Here is a 21,285-nt window from a genome sequence, read left to right on the forward strand (position 1 = left end):
CGTGATCGCTGAATCAGTGGGACCGCTGTTGCGATGGCAAGAAATTTATCCCGACGCGACGGAGCGATCCATGTCGGCATCGCGTGCGTCTTCCGATGACAAGGTGTACGACGTCCACAGCGGGCGGCTTGTGATCGCCATACAGGCTTTCCTCATAGAGAGCGAGGGTATACGGCTAATGGTGGATACCTGCGTTGGGGACTGCAAGGAAAGAGCGCGACCCGAGTTCAATCACGCAAGGTTCGGCTGGCTTGGTCGGCTCGAGGCCGCTGGCGTAAGCGTCCACGATATTGATTTGGTGCTGGCGACTCATCTGCATGTTGACCACGTGGGGTGCAACACATACTACGAAGACGGGAGGTGGCGGCCTACCTTTCCTAAGGCGCGCTACCTTTTCGTTGAAGAAGAACTCAATTTCTGGACGAGTGAAACGGCGCGGTCCCCACTCGAACGGACGGGAGACTACATCGGAGACAGCATTTTGCCGCTATTTGAGGCGGGGCGGGCCGATATCATTGGTCATCGACATGTCATCAATTCATCGATTCACTTGGTTCCGCTCCCGGGGCACACGCCAGGTCACGTCGGAGTTTGCATTGAAAGTGAGGGCCGGCGGGCGATCATTTCTGGTGATCTGTTCCACACCCCTCTTCAATGCGAAAACCCTGACTGGAGCACGAGGTTTTGCGTCGGTCCCGAGCAGTCTCGTCAAACAAGACGAGCGTTTTTCGAAACCCACGCCGACACTGAAACCATAATAATTCCTGCGCACTTCCCTTACCCATGTGCTGGCTCCATTCATCGCATGGGTAATCACGTCTACGCGTTTCGATTCATTCGAGTAGAAGACATCTCGAATGTTCTCTAGCTCGTCGATCTCAACGTTTGAGAAGTGCCGTCGGACGCGCGTCATCTCCTTTTTGGAGGGCTGGTACAACGGTACAACGTACCGTCAAAGCGGGGCAATCCCAAGCTTCGCCGCGACACCTACCATTGGCTCTCGCAAGCTGAATGTTTTCGATGCTGCAGTTTGCTGCTCGAAAACACTCACAACAGCCGCCGCAAGGCGAACGGTCCATCGCTCAATTGCTGCCGCAGGAAGTCGACCGCCACGCGCACTTTCGCCGATGCCGACGAACGCGCAGTGGACACGGCCCATACGTCGGCAGGACGTGAATACTCCGGCAGGATGCGTATGAGCGCACCCGACTCAATGCTGTCCGCCACGTCCCACTCGGACGCCATGATGATGCCGTGTCCGTCAAGGGCCCACTCGCGCACGATGTCGCTCTGATTCGACGCCATAGGCCCGGTGACTTTCACGGCTTCGGTGCCATTGGGGCCGGTCAGTTGCCATACGCCGAACGCCTGCTGCCGGTCGCGGAACGCCAGGCAATCGTGCTGCACGAGATCCGGCAGCGAACGCGGCGCCCCGCGCGATTCGACATAGCGCGGCGAGGCGCAGAGCACGCGCGTGCTCTCGGCGATCTTGTGCGGAATCACGCTGGCTTCCTGTACATCGCCGACCCGAACGTCGAGATCGAAGTTCTCTCCGGCCAGATCGACGCGGCGGTCCACGAGTTCCAGCCAGATGTCGAGTTCCGCGTAGCGCGTGCGCAGCATCGAAAGAATCGGCGTGATGTGCAGGCGGCCAAGCCGAAGACTCGTGCTAATGCGCAACATGCCGCGCGGCTCACGCTCGCCGCCCGCGAGCAGATCGTTCATCTCCTCGACTTCTTCAAGAATGCGACGCGCGCGGTTGTAAGCAATGTCGCCGTCCTCCGTCACCGCGACGCGCCGCGTCGTGCGATGAAAAAGCTGCACGCCCCACATGGCTTCGAGCGCGGCAATGCGCTTGCTCACATACGGCGGCGACGTCCCCAGTTCAGCCGCCGCCGCGATGAAACTTCCGCGCCGCGCCACTGTGCAGAGTACACGCAAGTCGCGCAGATAAAGCTCATTATTCATTACGAGGTTATCTATGGATTGTCGATCAGGTGAACAATAGCCGTCGAGGTTCATAGTAACGTGTCGCCAATACAAAGCAAATCATTGCAACCTATATGGAGACACGAATGGCAACGAGCCGAACGGGCGGGGCATTCCTTGCAATCTGGCATGACATCGAACGCGGGCAGGAAGGCGAATTCGAACGCTGGCATACGCAGGAACACATGCCGGAACGCATCGGCATTCCGGGCTTTTTGCAGGCGCGGCGCTACGTAGACTGGTCGCGGGCGAAGCACGGCTGCTTCACGCTCTACGATGGCGCGCACATCGAAACTTTCCGCTCGCCGGGCTACCTCGCGCGCCTGAACGATCCGACCGACTGGTCAAAGCGCGTACATCCCATTTTTCGCAACTTCATTCGCGGCGCGTGCGTGGAGCGCGCGGCGACGGGCGGCGGCGCCGGCGGCGCCTGTTCGACGTATCGGCTGACGCTGGATGCGCGCCGACGCGACGACGTGCTGCGCCATTGCGCGGCGGCGCTGTACGACATCGCCTCGCTCGATGGCGTCACCAGCGTACGCGTTGGGGCGAATGTCGCGGATATCACCCGTGTGCGCACGAAGGAAACCGAGCTGAAAGGACCGAACCGCGAAGACGTGTTCGATGCGGTCGTGATCGTCGAAGGCATCGGCCTCAGCGAACTGAACGTCGCTCAGGCGCGCGTGCTCGAGCTTTTGCGCGCAGATGGCCTGATTGATGCCGATGCCGCGCACTACCGCCTTTCACAACTGCTCTCGGCGGCGCACTGAGCGCACGCGCGAATTCATTCATCGACAAGACGGCATGAGGAGGAGACCTATGACCGCATCTAGACACGAGACGAGCGACGCGCAGCTTCAGCGCGAAACCATGTCGACCGTCATCCGCAAGATTTCGCCTTTCGTCGGGCTGCTGTTCTTCGTGGCCTTTCTGGACCGCGTGAACGTCAGCTTCGCCGCCTTGACAATGAAAACCGATCTGGCACTGTCCGACGTCGCGTATGGCACGGGCGCCGGGCTGTTTTTCATCGGCTATTTCCTGGCGGAAATTCCGAGCAACATGATGTTGGAGCGTTTCGGCGCACGGCGCTGGCTGGCCCGCATCATGATCAGCTGGGGTCTGGTTTCGGTGGCGATGGCGTTCGTGCAGGGCGAGGTCTCGTTCTATGTGCTGCGCTTTCTGCTTGGCTTGGGCGAAGCGGGCTTCTATCCTGGTCTGATGCTGTACTTTACGTACTGGTTCCCAGTGCAATACCGGGCGCGCGTGATCGGCTTTCTGATGTTCGCGATTCCCATTGCAAGCTTCGTAGGCGCGCCGCTGTCGACCGGCATCATGTCGATTTTCGATGGCTCGCACGGCATGCCAGGCTGGCGCTGGCTGTTTGTGATCGAAGGCTTGCCCGCGGTGGTCCTGGGCTTCGTCACCATGCGCTATCTCGCCGACAACCCGCTCAAAGCGCGATGGCTGCGTGACGATCAGAAGTCGTGGCTCGTGAACAAGCTCGAAGGCGAACGTTCGCTGGCGACAGCGCACGCCAAAGGCGGCTGGCTTCGCGCGATCTCCAATCCTAAAGTGCTGTGCGTCGTGCTGATTCTCGCGCTCAACGGGCTTGCCACGAACGGCGTCAATTTCTGGCTGCCGCAGCTCGTAAAAAGCTTCGGGCTGTCGACGTTTCAGACGGGACTCGTCGCGTCGATCCCTTATGGCTGCGCTGGGGTCGTCGTCGTGTTTTGGGGACTGCATTCGGACCTGAAGCGCGAGCGTGTGTGGCATTACGCGATTGCCGGATGGGTGGCGGCGGCGGGATTGTTCATCGCGGGATTCACGCTGAACCAGCCGGTGCTGAACATCGCGGCGCTTACGCTCGCGGTGATCGGCGTGAACGCGACGCAACCCGCCTTCTGGACGATGACCGGACTCGTGCTCGCGAGCACCAATGCGACGGCGGTGGGCTTTGCGTTCGTCAACTCGCTCGGCAATCTGACAGGCTATGTCGGTCCGGTGCTGGTCGGCTGGCTCAAGCAGAGCACGGGCAGCTTTGGCACCGCGCTGCTCGTGCTCGGCTGCACGACGGTCGTCATGGGCGCGCTGCCGTTCACGTTGCGGCGCTATATCGTCGAACAGGAGCGCGGTGGCGATGCGCTCGCGCAGGAAACGTCTAAGGGGCGAAATGACGCTGCCGCGGTTTCGTGCACGACGCGCGAAAGTGTTTGAGCGATTGAGCATCGACTTCCGAGGAATGGACACATGAAAGTTTTGATCACGGGCGGCGGCGGGTTTCTCGGCGCGTGGATCGTGCGGGCGCTGACGGCGCGCGGCATCGGCGTGCGGGTGATGGAGTTGCGCGAGGACCGGCGCATTGCGCGCGCCGTGTTGGGCGGGGAACTGGCCGATACCCTCGATTGGACCATCGGCGACGTGCGCCGCACCGACGATGTGCGCACCGCTCTGCGCGGTTGCGACCACGTCATCCATCTCGCCGGCCTGCTCACGCCCGCGTGCCAGCAAGACCCGCTGCTCGGCGCGGCGGTCAATGTCGCGGGCACGCTCAATGTCTTTGAAGCGGCGAAGGACACGGGCATCCGGAAAGTGCTGTATTCGAGCAGCGGCGGCGTCTATGGGCCCGACGATCCTGACTTCCCGTTGCCGACTACGCACTATGGCGCGTTCAAGCTTGCCAACGAAGGATCGGCCCGTGCTTACTGGCTGGAACACGGCATCGCGAGCATCGGCTTCCGGCCGTTCGTCATCTACGGGCCGGGCCGCGAAACCGGCCTCACGGCGGGACCGACGCTCGCGTGCCGCGCCGTGGCGCTCGGCGAGCCGTATACGATTCCTTACACGGGGCGGTCCGGCCTTGTTTTCGTCGGCGATGTCGCGGCGGCGTACGAACGCGCGATCGTGACATCGTTCGATGGCGCGCACGTCGTCAACCAGGCGGGGCATAGCACCGACATGAGCGAGGTGATTCACGCACTGCGCCAGATCGATCCGGCAGCCGACATTCGCGCCGAAGGCCCGCCGATGCCGAGCCTTTCTACGGCCAACGGCTTTACCGGCGAGGACGTGCTGGGACCGCTTGACGTGACGCCGGTGAGCGCAGGCTTGCGGATCACGGTTGAGCATTATCGCAAGGCGCTCGTCGTCTAACGGGCGACGCAGACGAAAAAGTAAAACGAAACAAGGACGAGAGATGAGAACCATCGGAGCGCACACCTTCGGCATGGTCTGGACACACGACGCGGCATCCGCGATCGATGCCTTCGCCGCACTCGGCTTCCGCGACTTTCAGTTAATGGCGATGGCGCCGCATCTGGATCCTTGGCACGGCTCGGCGGCGGTGGACGGTATCCGCCGCGCGCTCGATGCGTGCGAAGGGCGCGTGCTCGCCGTGGATCTGCCCAGCAGCGATATCAACATCGCGAGTTCGACCCCGGCCGCGGTGGCGTTCGCGATGCAGACCTATGACCACGCGCTGTCGCTGGGCCACGCGGTCGGCGCGCGTTGGCTGACGATCAATTCCGGACGCAGACATATGCTTCTGCCGCCGCCGGATGAGCGCCTTCTGCACGTGTATTCCGATGCGTTGCGCCGGATTGCTTCGCGTGCGGATGCGTGCGGGATGCGGGTGTTGATCGAGAATATTCCGGGGTGTTTGCTCGAGACGGCGTCGGCGCTGTCGGCGTTTCTCGGCGCCCGCGAGTTCACCAATGTCGATGTGCTTTACGACGTGGCGAACGCGGCCGCAGTGGGCGAAGACCCGGTTGCCGGGCTGGCAATGCTTGAGGGGCGCGTGGCGGTCGTGCATCTTTCGGATGCCCCGAAGGGGGCGTGGAAGCATGCGCCTATTGGGTCGGGTGACATCGATTTCGACGCCATTCGAGTGCAACTCGACACGATGGGCTACGAGGGCGAAGTCGTGTTGGAGATTATCAGCCCGACGCCTGTCGAGGACCTTCAGGCATCTTTGGACCAATTGCGTCAACGGTTCTGGTGACTTTCCTCGGGCCATCAAGCGTCATTCGATTGCGCCGGAGTGCGGACATTGAGGCGTCCAGTTCCCTGCTGTAAGGAATCGTACTCAGAACGGCACGCGTGCCGTCACCGCGCGGAACGGCGACCGCCGGCCGCCATGCAGAAAACCGCTCGGTTCCCAAACATCTCGATTTCCTCCTACGATATGCACTGTTAGCGATCTCGCGCATCGGGGCGGTCGCACTGGTCAATCACGGGAGGGGACAAGTAGGTGAAAAATTTTCAAATACTTGATCACATCACGGACGGCGTCATGGCGCTCGACCGGGAGTGGAGGTTCCGGAACATCAACCGGACCGCTGCGCGGCTCCTGAAGCGCCGGCCCGAGGACCTGCTGGGTCGCGAGATCTGGGCCGAATACCCGGATCTCATCGGGTCGCCCTATGAGGCAGCCTATAGGCAGGCGACCGAGACCGGTGTGCCCAGCACCGCGACAGACTTCTACGCGCCGCTAGGTACCTGGTTTGAAGTGCGGGCATTCCCATGCGACGACGGCATCGTCGTGCTGGTTCGTGACGTCACCGAAGCGCGGGCAATCTCCGAACGTTTGTCCCGCCAAGCCACGCATGATGAACTGACCGGCCTCATTAACCGCCGGGAACTGTCGCTGCGGCTTGACAAACTCGTCGACGAAGGCGCGGCCGCTTCTGTCGATCTGCTCTTCATCGATCTTGACCGCTTCAAGGATATCAACGACTCGTTTGGCCACGCGGTGGGCGATGAGGTGCTGCGTGTCATCGGCGAGCGTCTTTCAGACATGGTTACGGAAAGCGTCCATGTTTCGCGCATCGGCGGTGACGAATTCGTCATTTTCCTCGTCGACGCCCCCGAGGACGAGGCTGCGCGGGTGGCGCGCGACGTCACGATACGCCTGCGCGAGCCAATACAGACGCCGTGCGTGCGGGCCTCGGTGGGCGCGAGCATCGGCCTGGCGCGCTATCCCATCTCGGCATCGAATGCGTGCGAGCTGCTCCGTAATGCGGACAGCGCGATGTATCACGCGAAGCGCACGGGCGGTTCGCGCGTGTGTTCGTTTGGAAAGGAGGATGCGCAGCGCCTCTCGCATCGCCGGCGGCTGCGGGCCGACCTGGAGAGCGCGAGCGCCGCGCGCCAATTCGAACTGCACTATCAGCCACAACTGGACCTGCATGCTGGCCGCGTCTACGGGGCCGAGGCGCTGCTGCGCTGGAACCATCCACAACTGGGTATGCTCACGCCGGCCGATTTCCTCGACGTCCTGCTTAAATCGCCTGCCGACGAGGCGACGGGCGACTGGTTAATTCGCCGTGCATTCCGCCAGGCGGCGAAATGGCAGGCAGCGAACCGTATGGGGTTCAAGGTCGCCGTCAACCTCTCGGCCACGACGATCCAGAACTGCGATCTCGCCGCACTGGTTTCGGAGGCGGCCGATGCGGCCGGCGTATGCGCTTCCGCACTCGACATCGAGGTGACGGAGACAATCGTAATGAGTGACTTTGCGGCCGCGTCGCGCGCGCTCTCGGCTGTACGAGAACTTGGCGTGACCGTCTCGCTCGACGATTTCGGCACCGGCTACTCCAGCCTCGCATACCTCGCGCGACTGCCCGTCGATTGCATCAAAATCGACAAGTCGTTCGTGCAGGAGCTTACTGCCAAGGAGACCTGTCGCCACGCACGCGCGATGATCGAAGCGATGGTGGCGCTTGCCCGCGCGCTGGGCATGAGAACGGTTGCGGAAGGCATCGAGAACGAAGCGCAACTCGTCCTCATCAAAGAAATCGGCTGCGATGCCGGGCAGGGATATTTCATTGGCAAACCGGGCTCGGCAGCGCGCATCGATCCTTACGCCGAGCCCGAGTTTTTGCCGGCTCGAGCATCGTCGTTGCGCGACGAGGAAGGCGGATGGCGCTAGCCGCCAGCACGCAGCCTGTCAGCGTCTTACTGATTGTGTTCGACGCGTGCGCTTTTTCGATGAGCGCGGTGTTCGATGCATCGGGCGTACGAGCAACTTATAGATCTCGGACGCGGCTCAATCCGGGTACTGCGCGACTATCTCGATCCAGTTTGCGCCGCGGCCGCCGGCCGTTCGCGACACGTGGGTCAACGCGCCGGTTCGAGGCTCGATCTGATACGCACTGACGTGTGACGATAACTCCCCACACGCAACCAAAAACGTACCACTTGGATCGATTTTGAAACCACGTGGTTGGCGCTCCGTTTCCGTCCAATCGGTGTCGACTACGGTAGAGCCATCCTTCGATACGTGATGGACAACGATACGACTGGTGTTGCGATCGGATGCATACAAAAAACGTCCGGTCGGATGGATTTGAAGGTCCGCATTCCAAATAGACTTAGCGAGCACGGCGGGATCAGGCTGGTTCGGTGCATCAGCGGGAGGGCGGCTAAGTCCCGGCTGCAGCCCGGCGTACGCCTTTGCGCGCGGGGAGACGCCGCAAAATTCCAGTGTGCCTTTTTCTAGATCGCGCTTGAAGACAGCGATGTCGCCCCGAAACTCGCTGAGCACATAAAGATGGTGCCCCGAAGGTGACAAGCGCAAATGACGCGGGCCAAAGCCATGGTCCAGATCCACCGAGTCAATCTTGCTAAGGTGCGTTTGAGCATTGTCGCGGCGAATCTCGTAACCGATGATTTGGTCGCTGCCATGTGCACTGACATACACGAATCGGTCGTCATTCGAAACCGCTGTCCCGTGGGCATGGGCAATGCCTTCGATGATCTGCACGGGCCTGTCTTCATCGGAATCGGAAGTCGCATATACGGTCAGGCGATGCTCGCTGTACGACGATCCGAAAAGCAGCGACCCGGAATTGTCACTTTCGAGGTACACGTTGCTGGCTTCGACTCCAGTCCTGCGCGTTTGCGTCAGTTTGCCGGTGTGTCGGTCGATTGAGAAGGTAAGCAGAGAACGGTGGGAACCGCGCGTAGCCGCGACGAAGGAAGACTTTTTGGCGCGAAGCGCGAAAGGCATGACACGTTCCGCCGCAGGATAGCGCTCCAGCGGAGTCAATTGTCCGGACTGTCCGTCGAGTCGGAAAACCCCGATGTCTCCATCGTCAGCATACGAAACGAAAGCGAAGAAGTTCATCTCGATTCTCTGAAGTAAACGTTATGTTTAGCTTACATTGAACCGAATAGTACAAAATGCGTACTCGCAACTTCAAGCCTCTCAGTACTTTCCCTACCCGAACGGTCCAACTCGCAGATTAATTGCCATACGCAATGTCAATATTGCATTCATTGCATTGCCAGCATACGCGCGGGATCGTATCTTCGTGTCCATTCAAGGAGACGTTTTATGAAGATCGCATTTCTGGGCGCCGGAGCGCTGGGCTGCGCCATTGGCGCCGCCCTGACCGAGGGAGGCCATGAAACATGGCTCGTCGACCGGTTCGCGGCACACGTGGAGGCCATGTCCGGCGACGGCCTGCAGGTAGACGACGAGCGCGGCACACGCCGCGTCAAGGTCCGCGCGACGATGAACCCCGCTGATGTCGGCCCCGTCGACCTCGTCGTCGTGCTGGTCAAATCCTTTCACACCGATTCCGCGATGCGCGGCGCGCTCGATCTCGTCGGCCCGGAAACGCTCGTGCTCTCGCTGCAGAACGGCCTCGGTCACGAAGACGTGCTGAGCGATATTGTCGGACGTGAGCGCGTGCTTGCGGGTAAGACCTATGTCGGCGGCGTGCTGCGCGCGCCCGGGCATATCCAGTCCGGCGTCACCGGCAAGATCACGATCATCGGCGAACTCGACGGACGCATGACCCGTCGCGCACAAGCAGTCGCAGATGCGTTCAACAGCGCGGGTCTCACGACCATGGTCAGCGACAACATTCTCGGCACGATGTGGGACAAGCTGCTGATCAATGTCGCTACCGGTGCGATTACAGGCATCACCCGTCTCACTTACGGACAGCTTTACAGCGAACCCGTCCTGAAGGCGACCTCGCTCGCTGCAATCGAAGAAGCTATGGCGGCTGCCAGGGCGGCCGGCATCAAGCTGTCCATTACGAAGGCTGAAGACGCCTGGAACATGGCCGCCGAAGGGCTGCCGGCTGCGTTCAAGACCTCGATGCTGCAGAGTCTGGAGAAGTCGTCCGTCACCGAAATCGACTTTATCAACGGCGCGGTCGTGCGCTGGGGCGAACGGCTCGGCGTGCCGACGCCGGTGAATTCGACGCTCGTCTCATGCATCAAGGGCATCGAGCGCGCCATGTCGGATCGTCAGAAGGAAGGGGCGGCGGCATGAGCGTGCCAAAAGCCTATCTAGAGCACGTCGCCATCTGGGTGAAGGACATCCACTGGCATATCCGCTTCTTCGAAGAAGTGCTGGGCATGACCCTTCGTGAAGTGGACGGGACACGTGAAGAGCCGCGTCAGTACTGGACGCTCGGCGGTCTTCAGTTCATCAGCGATCCGCTGCATGAGGGTCCCGAAGGCCGGCTCGCACACCTTGGCGTGATGTGCGAGGACCTCGAAGCCGCACTTGCCGCCGCCCAGCCCTTCGGCGTCACCGCAATGACGCAAGGACGCAACTGGCTGCGTCTGCCCGACGGACTAGCCGTCGAACTCATTCAGGCAAGACCCGCCACGTGCGTCGCGCAGGCCCTTGCAATCAATCCACGCGCGGAGGCGTGAGCATGAGCACCATCACCAACACGGAAAAGTACTGGGACGATGCGCAGGAAGGCGACGAGTGCGTCAGCCCGACCTACACCGTCACGAAAGAACGCATTCTCGCTTACGCCGATCTCACGGGCGATCACACACCAGTGCATGTGGACGAGGAATACGCCAACGCAAGCCATTTCGGTTCGATAGTCGCGCACGGTCTGTTCGGCCTGTCGATCGCCGATGGCCTCAAGACACAGAGCGACTACCGCTTCCTGCCGGGCATGTCGCTCGGCTGGACGTGGGACTTCGTGCTGCCCATCAAGGTCAACGACGTGCTGCACGTGAAGTTTCGCGTGACGTCCATGCGGGCGAGTAAGAGCCGACCGGGCTGGGGCATCGTCGTACTGCCTTCCGAGCTGATCAATCAGAACGGCGAAGTCGTTCAACGCGGAGAGCATCGTCTGATGATTCCGCGCCGTCCGGGAGCCTTCTGATGCAGGCCCGTCCCCTTGAAGGTATTCGCGTCGTCGATTACAGCCATTTTCTCGCCGGTCCCTATGTCGGGCGCTGCCTTGCCGCGCTCGGCGCCGAGGTGATCAAGGTCGAGCGTCCCGGTAACGGCGATGCGGGCCGCCAGCACGCGACGATTCTCGACGACCAGCAAAGCGCTTACTTCCTGCAGCTCAATATGGGCAAGCGCGGTGTGAGCGTCAACATGAAGGACCCGCGCGGTAAGGCCCTCATGGAGCGCCTTTGCGATTCGGCGGATGTGTTCATCGAGAACTATCGGCCCGGGGCGCTGGACAAGCTCGGCCTCGGCTATGCCGCGTTGTCCGAACGCAATCCTGGACTGGTCTATTGCTCGATCTCGGCCTACGGCCACACAGGGCCCGATGCGCATCGCGCGGGCTTCGGGCTGATTGCCGAAGCGAAGAGCGGCATCATGCAGATGATCGGCAATCCCGGCGAACCGCCGCCGCTCATGCGCATATCGCTCGGCGACATGTACACCGGCATCCACGCGGTCGCCGCGATCAACGCGGCTCTGCTTGGACGCGTGAAGAGCGGACGCGGCCAACATATCGACATGGCGCTGTACGATACGCTGTTCTCGATGCACGAGTACGCCGTCCAGTGCTACACGATGCAGGGCGTGGTGCCCGAGCAGACCGGCCACGACATGCCGACGTCGACGCTGTACGGCGTGTTCCGCGCCTCGGACGGCGATCTCGTCATTGCCGCGCAAGTCGACGATTCATGGAAGCGCTTCGCCTCGGCCGTGGAGCAGAACGGCGGCCCCGCCGGCTTCGCCGCCGATACGCGCTTCCACAGCCTAAACGGACGCAACGCTCATCGCGAGACCATTCTGGGGATTGTGAAACCGTGGGTGGCTGGCCGCCGTGTGGCCGATGTGCTGGCGATGCTCGACAGCGTCGACGTTCCTTGCGCCAAAGTGCAACGCATCGATGAAGTCGTGGCCGATCCGCAGATCGTCGCGCGCGGTATGGTGATTGAACAGGAGCATCCGCGTTTCGGCACGCTGCGGTTGCCGAATCTGCCGTTCCGATTCTCTGACTGCGATACGTCGATTCGCGAGGTTGGGCCCGATCTCGGTCAGCACAATGCCGAAGTCGCGGAGTCCCTCGGCTTTAGCGCCGCCGAAATCGATGCGATGCAGACCGACGGCGTGCTGTTCTCGAAGCCGGGGGCATGATGAGCGATGAGTACGCGGTCATTGGTAATCCCATCGGACACACAAAATCGCCCCTGATTCATGGTCTTTTCGCAAAAGAGACCGGACAGGATATGAGCTATATCTCGATTGAAGGGCCGGTCGAGCCCGACGGTGCGTTCGCTGATACGGTTCGAAGCTTTATCGCCGCGGGTGGGCGCGGTATGAACGTCACCGCGCCTTTCAAGCTCAAGGCGTTCGCCCTATCCGATGAACGCAGCGAACGAGCAGCGCTCGCCGGCGCTGTCAACGCGATGAAGTTCGAAAACGGCCGCATCGTCGCCGAAAACTTCGATGGCGTCGGTCTCGTGCGCGACATCGAAGTCAACTTGCATCAGCCGATGGCAGCCAAGCGCGTGCTGATCCTCGGCGCGGGCGGCGCGGTGCGTGGCGCGTTGTTGCCGTTCATCGCGGCGCGGCCCGCGGAACTCGTCGTCGCTAACCGGCACGTGGAGAAAGCCGAGGCGCTTGTCGAACAAGTTGCGGCAGGCGGATCGCTCACCGCCTGCGGCTATGCGGAACTGGCGGCCATGGGGCAGTTCGATCTCGTCGTGAATGCGACTTCTGCCAGCCTGACCGGTGAACTGCCGCCGGTGCCGGCGAGTGTCTTCAGCGCGCGCGGCGCGGCTTACGAACTCGCCTACGGGAAAGGGCTCACGCCTTTTCTGCGGCTCGCGCGAGAAGCGGGTGTGCAGGGTGTCGCGGATGGCGTCGGCATGCTGGTCGAACAGGCCGCCGAAGCGTTTGCCTGGTGGCGGGGCATTCGTCCGCAGACGCGCGCGCTCATCGACCGGCTGACCATTCCGCTCGAATAAAAAACAGGAGACGCAGCAGATGGAGGCCGCGCAATATCGTTACTGCCGCTACGAAGTCGAAGGGCCGCTGCTCACGCTCACCATCGACCGGCCTGAAGTACTCAACGCGCTTCATCCCGATGCGCACCGCGAACTCGCCGACGCATTTGACCGTTACGCGGCGGATCCTGCATTGCGCGTGGCCATTGTGACAGGCGCGGGCACGCGTGCGTTCTGCGTCGGTACGGACCTGAAGGCGCTGGACGCCACGGGCGACCACACCAAGCCCGCGACTGGTTTCGCAGGCATCACGCACCGCTTCGACTTATGGAAGCCGCTGATCGCCGCGGTGAATGGCCTGTGCCTGGGTGGCGGCATGGAGATTCTCGCGGCATGCGATCTCGCGGTCGTGGCGGATCACGCGCAGTTCGGCCTGCCCGAGCCGCGCGTGGGTCTTGCTGCGCTGGGCGGCGGTCTGCTACAGCGCCTGCCGAGACAGATCGGCATGAAGGACGCCATGGCGCTTGTGCTGACCGCGAAGCGCATTTCCGCCGACGAAGCGAAGCGCATTGGCCTGATCAACGAGATTGTGACGGCGGCTGGATTGATGAATCGGGCAAGGGCGCTTGCCGACGAGATTCTTGCGTGCGCGCCGCTCGCCATTCAGGCGTCGAAGCAGGTCATGCTGATGAGCCTGACGCAGCCGGACCTTGCCTCCGCGATGCACGAAGACTATCCGGCCGCGCAACGCATGGTCACCAGCGACGACGCTCGCGAGGGCCCGAAGGCATTCGCCGAAAAGCGCCCGCCGAACTGGACCGGCCACTAGCGCGAAAGCGATACCGATTCCTTCATCGAACCGCTCGAAGAAGCGGGCCGACACTATCAGGAGACGTATGACGCCGCAAGAACACATGCTGGACGGCAACGCCGCCGTTCGCGCACAGCATTCCGACGAGAAGCGGATGGCAAACCGCGCCGCGATCAGCAGCATTGCTGGTTCCGCGCTTGAATGGCTGGATTTCGCCGCTTACGGCGCGATTGCGGCCACGGTCCTGCCGCAGTTGTTTTTCTCCAGTACCGATCCGACCACCGCCGCGCTCGCCGCGTTCGCGACCTTCTCCGTAGGTTTTGTGGCAAGGCCACTCGGCGGACTGATCTGCGGATACCTGGGGGACCGTGTCGGCCGGCGCAACATGCTGGTCTTCACATTTCTGCTGATGGGCATTTGCTCTTTTCTGATTGGCGTGCTGCCCACGTACGCGTCCATCGGCGTGCTGGCACCGGTGGCACTCGTGACATTGCGCTTCATGCAGGGCTTCGCGCTTGGCGGCGAAGTCACCGGCAGTCAGTTGCTCACGATGGAGCATGCACCGAAGAACCGGCGCGGTTTCTATAGCTCGTTCATTGCGATGGGCTCGCCGCTCGCGCAGGTGCTTGCGAATGCGGTGCTCTTCACCGTGGCCGCATTGGTCACCAACGAACAGTTCCTGCGCTTCGGCTGGCGCATTCCGTTTCTCTTCAGCTTCCTGCTGGTGGCGATCGGCCTGTTTATCCGCATGCGAATCTCCGAGACGCCCGCATTCGAGGCGCAAAGGAAACAAAAGCGCACCGGGCGGGTGGAGGCGACGCCGGGCTTCGGCAAGCATGGCGGCACGATTCTGCGCCTCATGATGGTCTGGGCCGCCGTGTCGATTGCGTACTTTATCGCGACCGTGTTCATTCTTTCGTATGTGACCAGCAAGCTCGGCGTGTCGAAGCAGACCGCGTTCGCGGTCCTGATCGTCGCGCATCTCTGCTCGATGATCGCGATGGGCGTCGGCGGCGCATTGTGCGACCGCATGGGCCGCCGTCGCGCCATGCTGATCGGCTCGCGCTCGATGCTGGCCGCGTTCGTCGTGTTCTTTCCGTTGATCCTGAGCGGACACATTCTGCTGATTGGCCTTGCCATCGTTTTCCTACTGTGCGCGGCGCAATTCCATGCCGGCGTGCAGCCTGCGTATTTCGCGGAAGCCTTTCCAACGGAATTCCGTTATCGCGGGTCCGCCGTCGCGTACAACCTCGCTGTCGTCATCGGCAGCAGCGCGCCGTTCGCCGCGACACTGATTCAGGCACATACGGCCGGCGCGACATGGCCGATCGTTGCGCTCGGCGTCGTCTTCAATCTGATTTCGATGTGGGCGATTCACGCCGGCGCAGAATGCTACGGAGAGTAACTTGGAAAAGACCCGTATTGCAGTAGCAGGGGCGGGTTACATCGGCCTCGAACATATTCGTGTTATCCGGGAGAGCCCGAACTGTGCGCTGTCGGCAGTGGTCGACCCATCGGACGCGGCAGGCCTTGTCGCCGCGAAGGCAAGCGTGCCGCACTACCGCTCCCTCGATGAACTCTTCGAGAAGGATCGTCCCAGCGGCGTGGTGCTGGCGACTCCGAACGCCCTGCATGTGGAGCACGCCCGCCTGTGCATGGAGGCCGGCGTGCCGATGCTGCTGGAGAAACCCGTCGCGCCCACCGTCGAGGAGGCGGAGCAACTCGTCGCCGATGTCGAACGTCATGGCGCGCAGGTGCTGATTGGCCACCATCGCGCGCACAGTCCGATCATGGCGCGCGCGAAGCAGATCATCGACGAAGGAAGGCTTGGTCCGCTCGTCGCCGTGTTGGGCAGCGCCATGTTCTTCAAGCCCGATCACTATTTCGACGACGCACCCTGGCGCCGCCAGCCCGGCGCCGGACCGATTCTGCTCAACATGATTCACGAAATCCACAATCTGCGAATGTTATGCGGCGACATCGTGGCGGTGCAGGCGTTTTCATCGAATGCGACGCGCGGTCTCCAGGTTGAGGACACCGTGGCCATCAGTCTGCGTTTCGCGAACGGCGCGTTGGGCACGTTTCTGCTGTCCGATACTGCGGCCAGTGCACGGAGCTGGGAGCAGACCTCGCAGGAGAACAAGGCTTATCCGTCGTACGCCGACGAAGACTGCTACGCGATTGCCGGGACATTCGGCTCGCTGTCCATTCCGACTATGCGGCTGAAGACTTACGGCCGAGCCGAGGATCGATCGTGGTGGAAGCCTTTTGACGTTAACGTGGCTGACTTGGCGCGCGACGACCCGCTCAAACATCAGATGGAGCATTTCGGGCAGGTGGTGCGCGGCGAAGCCAAACCGATCGTCACGGCGCACGACGGCCTGCAGAACCTGCGCATTACCGAGGCGATCGTGAAGGCCGCGAAGACCGGCTCGGTGGTCGAGACAGCGCCGGCGAATTGAATATCAACAAATTGCACTACTACACTGGACGGAAAGATGAAATCGTTTCTCATGCTGCATGGCGTCAATCACAACATGTTCGGTAAGCGGGATCCGATTCAATACGGCACAGCCACGCTCGCCGATATTGATGCGCAATTGCAGGCGCTCGCGAAGGAACTCGGTGTCACGGTCGAAAGCTACCAGACCAACAGCGAAGGCGACATGTGCGAGCGCATTCATCAGGCGTTCAGCGACAAGGTCGATGGCGTGCTCATCAATGCGGGCGCGTGGACGCATTACAGCTACGGCATCCGCGACGCGCTCGCCATTTTGACCGTGCCCGTCGTAGAGATTCATATGTCGAACATCCACGCGCGTGAAGCGTTCCGGCATCAGTCGGTGTTCGCGGAAATCGTGAAGGGGCAGATTTGCGGCTTCGGTATCGAAAGCTACTCGCTCGGGCTGCGAGCGGCGGTGTCTGCTGCCGCCTGACAGTCGGGGCCGGGCCGGATTCACGCGGAGACGGCGATGATCATAGGCAACGAGCAGGAAGTCACGCGCGCTGTACTCGACGAACTCGCGCATGCGCCGGACGCGCGGTTTCGGGAAATCATGTCGGCGGTGGTCCGTCATCTGCACAATCTGGCGCGTGAAGTGCGGCTGACGGAAGCGGAGTTTCATCATGCCTGCGCCATCGTGGCGAAGCTCGGGCAACTGAGCACGGCTTCGCATAACGAGGTGGTGCTCACGGCAGGATCGCTTGGGCTGTCGACGCTGATCTGCCTGCTCAACAACGGTCAGGACGGTCAGACGGAAACCACCGCCAATCTGATGGGCCCGTTCTGGCGCATGAATTCGCCGCGCACCAACAACGGCGGCTCTATCGTGCGTTCGCCGACGCGCGGCATGCCTATCTTCGTGAACGCCTGGATACACGATAGGTTCGGGCAGCCCGTCGAAGATGCGCAAGTCGACGTGTGGCATACGTCCGCCGACGGGCGCTATGAAAACCAGGACCCGGAGCAGGCGGACATGAACCTGCGTGGCACCTTCACGACCGATGCACAGGGGCATGTCTGGTTTCGCAGCGTGAAGCCCGCCGGCTATCCGATTCCGGCGTCGGGCGTGGCAGGCGCGCTGTTGGCGGCGCAGGGCCGTCATGCGCTTCGCCCGGCCCATATTCATTTCATGATTTTCAAGCCCGGTTTCAAGACGCAGTTCTCGCAGGTCTATTCGAGCGACGATCCGCATCTGGAAACGGACGCTCAGTTCGGCGTGACGCGCGCCCTCGTCGGCCACTACGTGCTCCACGAAAACGAAGCCGCGCCGGATGCGGACATCGAAGGCCCGTGGTATTCGCTCGATCATCACTTCGTGATCGAAGCAGGGGAAGCGCGTCTGCCGAAGCCGCCGATCACCGGCAAAGCGACGAATTGAATATAGGACTCATGCCATGCCCATCGCATTGATCAAGATTCTCGAAGGACGCAGCATCGAAAAGAAGCGCAAGCTGATCGAGAGCGTATCGATTGCAATGTCGGAGAGCCTCGATATGCCGATCGACGCGGTCCGCGTCGTGGTCGAAGAGGTGCCGCCGGAATTGTGGGGACGGGGCGGCCGAACCGTCGCCGACCAGATTGTCGACGGTTCGGTCGCGCCACCAAGGTTCTGAAGCGGAACGCAGGCGCGCGGGTCTACGCTTCGGCCCAGGCGCGGCGCAGGAAGGCCGTGCTCTCGCGCATCGAGGTGAGCGGATCTGACTTGAATCCGCACTCGCTGCTGAGCAGGCCCGGATAGCCTGCAGCCTTGAGGTGACCGAAAAGCGCCGGGTAGTCGTATGCGCCGGTGCCGGGGTTGAGCCGTTGCGTATCCGCGAGATGCACATGCGCGAGCCACGCGCCATGTGCGTGAACTTCGCTCAGTGGCTCGGCTTCCTCGTCCATGTGGTAGAAGTCGGCAAGTGTGCGTACTTCCGGACGGTTCAGCATCCTGGCGAGCCGCGCGCCATCGGCGACGCTGTTGACGAGTGTCGACTCCTTGCGGTTCAGCGGTTCGATCACGAGGGTCGTGCCGCAACCGCGCAGTGCGTCGGCACACCACTCCAGCGCGCGAAGGAAGTCGTCTTCCGCGTCGCGTTGCGTCCAGCCATCGGGGATATTGCGCGTCCAGCCGCTGCCCAGCACGACCACGCGTGCCTTCGCCATCGCGAGCAACTGCACCACGCGTTCGAAGTAGGCGCGGTTGCGTGCATCGTCAGTGTCCGGCCCAACGAGCCGGAAGTCATGCGGAAACAGATAGCTGAATGCGAGCGCGGGCAGGGGCAGCGCTTCAATCAGCGATTTCGCTCGCGCAAACGCGGTATCGTCCTCGATACCGAGCGGTACGAGTTGCGCCTCGATATAGTTGAGCCCCGCCTGAAGCATGAACGGCGCATGATGCAGCGGCCCGCACCAGCCGAACAGAGGTGTGGTCATTGTCGGATCGTGATCAGGAGATGAATCAGTATTTCAGCGTTGCGAGCGAGCGCAGAACGTCGGGCGTCGTCGTCGGAAAGCCGAAAAAATTCGAGGTAGGCGGGTATCTGCTCGAACAACATGTCGGAGCCAACCTGGAAGCGGCAGCCGCGCGCCTGCACGGCCTTGAGGAAAGCGGTCATCTCGGTTTTCATTACGACTTCGCCGACGAAGGTCTCGGGCGAAACGCGTGTGACGTCGACGGGCAGCGGATCGCCTTCGTTCATGCCCATTGGCGTTGCGTTGACCAGAAGATCGTAGCCCGCCGGGTCATTGCTGCCAGTGCTCAGTACGGGCCGGGGATAGTGCGTCGCGAGCCGGTCCCGCAGTCCTTGCGCGGCTTCGGGTCGGGCGTCGAAGAGCCCAAGCGATGCGACGCCCGCTGCCGCCAGCGAAGCCGCGATGGCCGAGCCGACGCCTCCTGCGCCGACCACAAGCGCCCGTGCGCCTTCGAGTTGGCAGCCCTTGCGTCGCACACCGCGCACAAAGCCTTCGCCGTCGAACATGTCACCGACGAGGCTTCCGTCCTTTGCGCAGCGCACGGCATTGCAGGAACCGGAGATTTTCACGGCAGGCGACACTTCGTCGAGCAATCCGGCGGTCGTGATCTTGTGGGGCATTGTGATGAGCGCTCCACGGATATTCTCAAGCGTGAAAACCGATTGCAGGAAGGCAGGGAAGGGCTCCGGGCGGCATCCCATCGGGACGACCACCGCATCGATGCCGGCACGCTCGAAGTAAGGGTTGTAGATCATCGGCGCCTTGAACGAATGTGTCGGGAAACCGATGTGGGCGACAATGGCGCTATTGCCGGTGATCATGCGTGTCTCCAGATAACGCGGGAACAAAAAGCTGCGCGGCGGGCACTCCGTTGAGCGGCCCGCCTGAATGGATCGACCGATCAATGCGTCTGCATCGCCGTCTTGGCCATGCGTGCTTCGCCCAACGCCTCTTCGCGGAGCTGGTCGTATTGGTCTTTCGGAATCGGCACGGCGTCCTTCTTGCCGAGGTCCGCCAGCCGCACGCGATAGGTTTCCCGCGCAGACCACGCAGCCAGCGCCGATACGATGGTGACGCCCAGCGTGATCGAGCCGATTAGCACCGGCACATTGGTCGATCCGGGCGGGGCGACGGCCGCGAACAGGGCGGGCAGCAGGGCGGTGAGCGTCGTGCCGATGTTTTGCGCAATCGCCATGGCGGAGACGCGGAACCGTGTAGGAAAGAGTTCCGGATAGTAGCCTGGAAAGATGGCGTTATAGCCCTGATAGACGACACCCCACATCAGGATCGACATGGCGAAGGCGACCGGCAGATTGTGGATGCTGATGGCGTAAAGATATGCGTACGACAGCAGACCGGAGGCAAGGGCTCCGAAGATGATCGGGATGCGACGCCCAATCCGGTCGGAAAGGTTGCCAACGTATGGAATGACCAGAACGGCGACAATGTTGCCGACGACTGGAATCCAAAGATAGACGCTCGGGTGGAACTTGATGCCATACGAGGGTTGAACGGCGTACGCGGCGCCGAAGACGGTGGCAACCACTGGAATGACGTTCATGAATGCCATGCACACCACGCGAAGCATGTCCGGCCAACTAAATTTGAATGCTTCGAGAATCGGGGCACGAGAAACCTGTCCGCTCGCGTCTTCTTTGGCAAAGGCGGCTGTTTCATCGACTTCGCGCCGGATGATGAAGCCGGCGATCAGCACGAACGCACTAAGCAGGAAGGGAATGCGCCAGCCCCATCCAACGAAGACGTCTTCGGGCATGTAGTATGCGAGCGGCAGGAACACTGCGGCCGCGAGAATCTGGCCGGCCTGGACCCCCTGCAGTGTGAAGCTCGCAAAATAGCCACGGCGTCCGAATGGGGCTTGTTCCATGATCATCGAACTAGCGCCGGAAATCTCACCTGCCACCGCGAAGCCCTGCACCAAACGCAGGATTACGAGGAGTACCGGTGCCAGCACCCCGACCGACTGATAAGTCGGCAACAGGCCGACGGCCATCGTGGAAAACCCCATCAGGAACATGCAGATCAGCAGCACCGTCTTGCGGCCGTGCGTGTCGCCCCAGTGTCCCAGCACAAACGCACCGATGGGCCTCGCTACATAGCCCACGCCGTAGGTTGCGAGCGACGCTACGATCGCGATCTTCGGGTCGCCCTTGGGAAAAAAGATCTGGGGGAAGATCAGTGCGGCAGCCTGAGCGTAGATGAAGAAATCGTAGTACTCCAGCGCGGACCCGATCCAGCCGCTTGCTCTTGCCTTGCGTGCCTGTTTGCGGGCCTTTTCATCCATAAGTCCGTCGCTCAGGCCGCTCGGGCGCGGCATTCCTTGTTCCATGAACGT

The 21,285-nt window shown here is 61.8% G+C and carries 21 protein-coding genes and 1 pseudogene; 17 read left to right on the forward strand and 5 right to left on the reverse strand.

Annotated elements, in window-relative coordinates; all coding sequences use genetic code 11:
• Positions 1 to 130 precede the first annotated feature (130 nt).
• Positions 131 to 868, forward strand: coding sequence for an MBL fold metallo-hydrolase (locus AWB76_RS27675; protein WP_279616461.1), 738 nt, complete (start codon positions 131 to 133; stop codon positions 866 to 868).
• 179 nt (positions 869 to 1,047) lie between these two features.
• On the opposite strand, the gene AWB76_RS27680 is transcribed toward AWB76_RS27675, so the two are convergent.
• Positions 1,048 to 1,968 carry a LysR family transcriptional regulator gene (locus tag AWB76_RS27680; protein WP_244173471.1) on the reverse strand — a complete coding sequence of 307 codons (921 nt, stop codon included), beginning with the start codon at positions 1,966 to 1,968 and terminating at the stop codon, positions 1,048 to 1,050.
• 107 nt (positions 1,969 to 2,075) lie between these two features.
• Here AWB76_RS27680 and AWB76_RS27685 point away from each other — a divergent pair, with 107 nt between their 5' ends.
• From AWB76_RS27685 to AWB76_RS27705, 5 genes are all read left to right on the forward strand, one after another.
• Entirely contained in the window at positions 2,076 to 2,759 is a 684-nt protein-coding gene (locus AWB76_RS27685; protein ID WP_061163319.1) for a hypothetical protein, read from the forward strand.
• 49 nt (positions 2,760 to 2,808) lie between these two features.
• The gene (locus AWB76_RS27690) at positions 2,809 to 4,203 is read left to right on the forward strand and encodes an MFS transporter (protein ID WP_061163320.1); all 1,395 of its coding nucleotides are present in this window, start codon (positions 2,809 to 2,811) and stop codon (positions 4,201 to 4,203) included.
• Between the two features lie 33 nt (positions 4,204 to 4,236).
• A complete protein-coding gene (locus AWB76_RS27695; protein WP_061163321.1) occupies positions 4,237 to 5,139 on the forward strand; it encodes an NAD-dependent epimerase/dehydratase family protein in 903 nt (300 codons plus the stop codon).
• A gap of 43 nt (positions 5,140 to 5,182) precedes the next feature.
• Positions 5,183 to 5,986: a sugar phosphate isomerase/epimerase family protein gene (locus AWB76_RS27700; RefSeq protein ID WP_082864549.1), complete on the forward strand. Its 804-nt coding sequence runs from the start codon at positions 5,183 to 5,185 to the stop codon at positions 5,984 to 5,986.
• Between the two features lie 249 nt (positions 5,987 to 6,235).
• Positions 6,236 to 7,915 carry a putative bifunctional diguanylate cyclase/phosphodiesterase gene (locus AWB76_RS27705; RefSeq protein WP_157696232.1) on the forward strand — a complete coding sequence of 560 codons (1,680 nt, stop codon included), beginning with the start codon at positions 6,236 to 6,238 and terminating at the stop codon, positions 7,913 to 7,915.
• A 117-nt stretch (positions 7,916 to 8,032) separates the two neighbouring features.
• Here the strand turns inward: AWB76_RS27705 and AWB76_RS27710 are convergent, their stop codons facing one another.
• Positions 8,033 to 9,112, reverse strand: coding sequence for a lactonase family protein (locus AWB76_RS27710; protein ID WP_061163324.1), 1,080 nt, complete (start codon positions 9,110 to 9,112; stop codon positions 8,033 to 8,035).
• 210 nt (positions 9,113 to 9,322) lie between these two features.
• Here AWB76_RS27710 and AWB76_RS27715 point away from each other — a divergent pair, with 210 nt between their 5' ends.
• The 11 genes from AWB76_RS27715 to AWB76_RS27765 all read left to right on the forward strand — a co-directional run bounded on the left by AWB76_RS27715 (position 9,323) and on the right by AWB76_RS27765 (position 18,091).
• Positions 9,323 to 10,273 carry a ketopantoate reductase family protein gene (locus tag AWB76_RS27715; protein ID WP_061163325.1) on the forward strand — a complete coding sequence of 317 codons (951 nt, stop codon included), beginning with the start codon at positions 9,323 to 9,325 and terminating at the stop codon, positions 10,271 to 10,273.
• Entirely contained in the window at positions 10,270 to 10,662 is a 393-nt protein-coding gene (locus tag AWB76_RS27720) for a VOC family protein (protein WP_061163326.1), read from the forward strand. Before AWB76_RS27715 ends, AWB76_RS27720 begins: the two co-directional genes overlap by 4 nt.
• A 2-nt stretch (positions 10,663 to 10,664) precedes the next feature.
• Positions 10,665 to 11,132: a MaoC family dehydratase gene (locus tag AWB76_RS27725; protein ID WP_061163327.1), complete on the forward strand. Its 468-nt coding sequence runs from the start codon at positions 10,665 to 10,667 to the stop codon at positions 11,130 to 11,132.
• On the forward strand, positions 11,132 to 12,352 hold the full coding sequence (locus AWB76_RS27730) for a CaiB/BaiF CoA transferase family protein (RefSeq protein ID WP_061163328.1): 1,221 nt from the start codon (positions 11,132 to 11,134) through the stop codon (positions 12,350 to 12,352). Before AWB76_RS27725 ends, AWB76_RS27730 begins: the two co-directional genes overlap by 1 nt.
• A complete protein-coding gene (aroE, locus tag AWB76_RS27735; RefSeq protein WP_061163353.1) occupies positions 12,352 to 13,185 on the forward strand; it encodes a shikimate dehydrogenase in 834 nt (277 codons plus the stop codon). The genes AWB76_RS27730 and aroE overlap by 1 nt, the downstream gene beginning before the upstream one ends.
• A gap of 19 nt (positions 13,186 to 13,204) precedes the next feature.
• The gene (locus tag AWB76_RS27740) at positions 13,205 to 13,993 is read left to right on the forward strand and encodes an enoyl-CoA hydratase-related protein (RefSeq protein ID WP_061163329.1); all 789 of its coding nucleotides are present in this window, start codon (positions 13,205 to 13,207) and stop codon (positions 13,991 to 13,993) included.
• A 67-nt stretch (positions 13,994 to 14,060) separates the two neighbouring features.
• Positions 14,061 to 15,380: an MFS transporter gene (locus AWB76_RS27745; RefSeq protein WP_061163330.1), complete on the forward strand. Its 1,320-nt coding sequence runs from the start codon at positions 14,061 to 14,063 to the stop codon at positions 15,378 to 15,380.
• Position 15,381: 1 nt separating this feature from the next.
• Complete coding sequence (locus AWB76_RS27750; protein WP_061163331.1) at positions 15,382 to 16,437, forward strand: Gfo/Idh/MocA family protein; 1,056 nt, start codon at positions 15,382 to 15,384, stop codon at positions 16,435 to 16,437.
• A gap of 36 nt (positions 16,438 to 16,473) precedes the next feature.
• Positions 16,474 to 16,911, forward strand: coding sequence for a type II 3-dehydroquinate dehydratase (gene aroQ, locus AWB76_RS27755; protein ID WP_061163332.1), 438 nt, complete (start codon positions 16,474 to 16,476; stop codon positions 16,909 to 16,911).
• A 36-nt stretch (positions 16,912 to 16,947) separates the two neighbouring features.
• Positions 16,948 to 17,856, forward strand: coding sequence for a dioxygenase family protein (locus AWB76_RS27760; RefSeq protein WP_061163333.1), 909 nt, complete (start codon positions 16,948 to 16,950; stop codon positions 17,854 to 17,856).
• A gap of 16 nt (positions 17,857 to 17,872) precedes the next feature.
• A complete protein-coding gene (locus tag AWB76_RS27765; RefSeq protein ID WP_061163334.1) occupies positions 17,873 to 18,091 on the forward strand; it encodes a 2-hydroxymuconate tautomerase family protein in 219 nt (72 codons plus the stop codon).
• 22 nt (positions 18,092 to 18,113) lie between these two features.
• On the opposite strand, the gene AWB76_RS27770 is transcribed toward AWB76_RS27765, so the two are convergent.
• The 3 genes and pseudogenes from AWB76_RS27770 to AWB76_RS27780 all read right to left on the reverse strand — a co-directional run bounded on the left by AWB76_RS27770 (position 18,114) and on the right by AWB76_RS27780 (position 21,234).
• Entirely contained in the window at positions 18,114 to 18,893 is a 780-nt protein-coding gene (locus tag AWB76_RS27770) for a sugar phosphate isomerase/epimerase family protein (RefSeq protein ID WP_061163335.1), read from the reverse strand.
• Positions 18,894 to 18,918: 25 nt separating this feature from the next.
• A pseudogene (locus AWB76_RS27775) lies at positions 18,919 to 19,753 on the reverse strand (shikimate dehydrogenase family protein).
• A gap of 80 nt (positions 19,754 to 19,833) precedes the next feature.
• The gene (locus AWB76_RS27780) at positions 19,834 to 21,234 is read right to left on the reverse strand and encodes an MFS transporter (RefSeq protein WP_061163354.1); all 1,401 of its coding nucleotides are present in this window, start codon (positions 21,232 to 21,234) and stop codon (positions 19,834 to 19,836) included.
• Positions 21,235 to 21,285 lie beyond the last annotated feature (51 nt).

Origin of the sequence: Caballeronia temeraria (genome assembly GCF_001544795.2) — a bacterium.
GTDB lineage: Bacteria > Pseudomonadota > Gammaproteobacteria > Burkholderiales > Burkholderiaceae > Caballeronia > Caballeronia temeraria.

Bases quoted from the DNA above. Each gene is read 5' to 3' on its own strand.
- AWB76_RS27680 (WP_244173471.1), bottom strand. From the start codon at position 1,968: ATGAATAATGAGCTTTATCTGCGCGACTTGCGTGTACTCTGCACAGTG.
- AWB76_RS27685 (WP_061163319.1), top strand. From the start codon at position 2,076: ATGGCAACGAGCCGAACGGGCGGGGCATTCCTTGCAATCTGGCATGAC.
- AWB76_RS27690 (WP_061163320.1), top strand. From the start codon at position 2,809: ATGACCGCATCTAGACACGAGACGAGCGACGCGCAGCTTCAGCGCGAA.
- AWB76_RS27695 (WP_061163321.1), top strand. From the start codon at position 4,237: ATGAAAGTTTTGATCACGGGCGGCGGCGGGTTTCTCGGCGCGTGGATC.
- AWB76_RS27700 (WP_082864549.1), top strand. From the start codon at position 5,183: ATGAGAACCATCGGAGCGCACACCTTCGGCATGGTCTGGACACACGAC.
- AWB76_RS27710 (WP_061163324.1), bottom strand. From the start codon at position 9,112: ATGAACTTCTTCGCTTTCGTTTCGTATGCTGACGATGGAGACATCGGG.
- AWB76_RS27715 (WP_061163325.1), top strand. From the start codon at position 9,323: ATGAAGATCGCATTTCTGGGCGCCGGAGCGCTGGGCTGCGCCATTGGC.
- AWB76_RS27720 (WP_061163326.1), top strand. From the start codon at position 10,270: ATGAGCGTGCCAAAAGCCTATCTAGAGCACGTCGCCATCTGGGTGAAG.
- AWB76_RS27725 (WP_061163327.1), top strand. From the start codon at position 10,665: ATGAGCACCATCACCAACACGGAAAAGTACTGGGACGATGCGCAGGAA.
- AWB76_RS27730 (WP_061163328.1), top strand. From the start codon at position 11,132: ATGCAGGCCCGTCCCCTTGAAGGTATTCGCGTCGTCGATTACAGCCAT.
- aroE (WP_061163353.1), top strand. From the start codon at position 12,352: ATGAGCGATGAGTACGCGGTCATTGGTAATCCCATCGGACACACAAAA.
- AWB76_RS27740 (WP_061163329.1), top strand. From the start codon at position 13,205: ATGGAGGCCGCGCAATATCGTTACTGCCGCTACGAAGTCGAAGGGCCG.
- AWB76_RS27745 (WP_061163330.1), top strand. From the start codon at position 14,061: ATGACGCCGCAAGAACACATGCTGGACGGCAACGCCGCCGTTCGCGCA.
- aroQ (WP_061163332.1), top strand. From the start codon at position 16,474: ATGAAATCGTTTCTCATGCTGCATGGCGTCAATCACAACATGTTCGGT.
- AWB76_RS27760 (WP_061163333.1), top strand. From the start codon at position 16,948: ATGATCATAGGCAACGAGCAGGAAGTCACGCGCGCTGTACTCGACGAA.
- AWB76_RS27765 (WP_061163334.1), top strand. From the start codon at position 17,873: ATGCCCATCGCATTGATCAAGATTCTCGAAGGACGCAGCATCGAAAAG.
- AWB76_RS27770 (WP_061163335.1), bottom strand. From the start codon at position 18,893: ATGACCACACCTCTGTTCGGCTGGTGCGGGCCGCTGCATCATGCGCCG.
- AWB76_RS27780 (WP_061163354.1), bottom strand. From the start codon at position 21,234: ATGGATGAAAAGGCCCGCAAACAGGCACGCAAGGCAAGAGCAAGCGGC.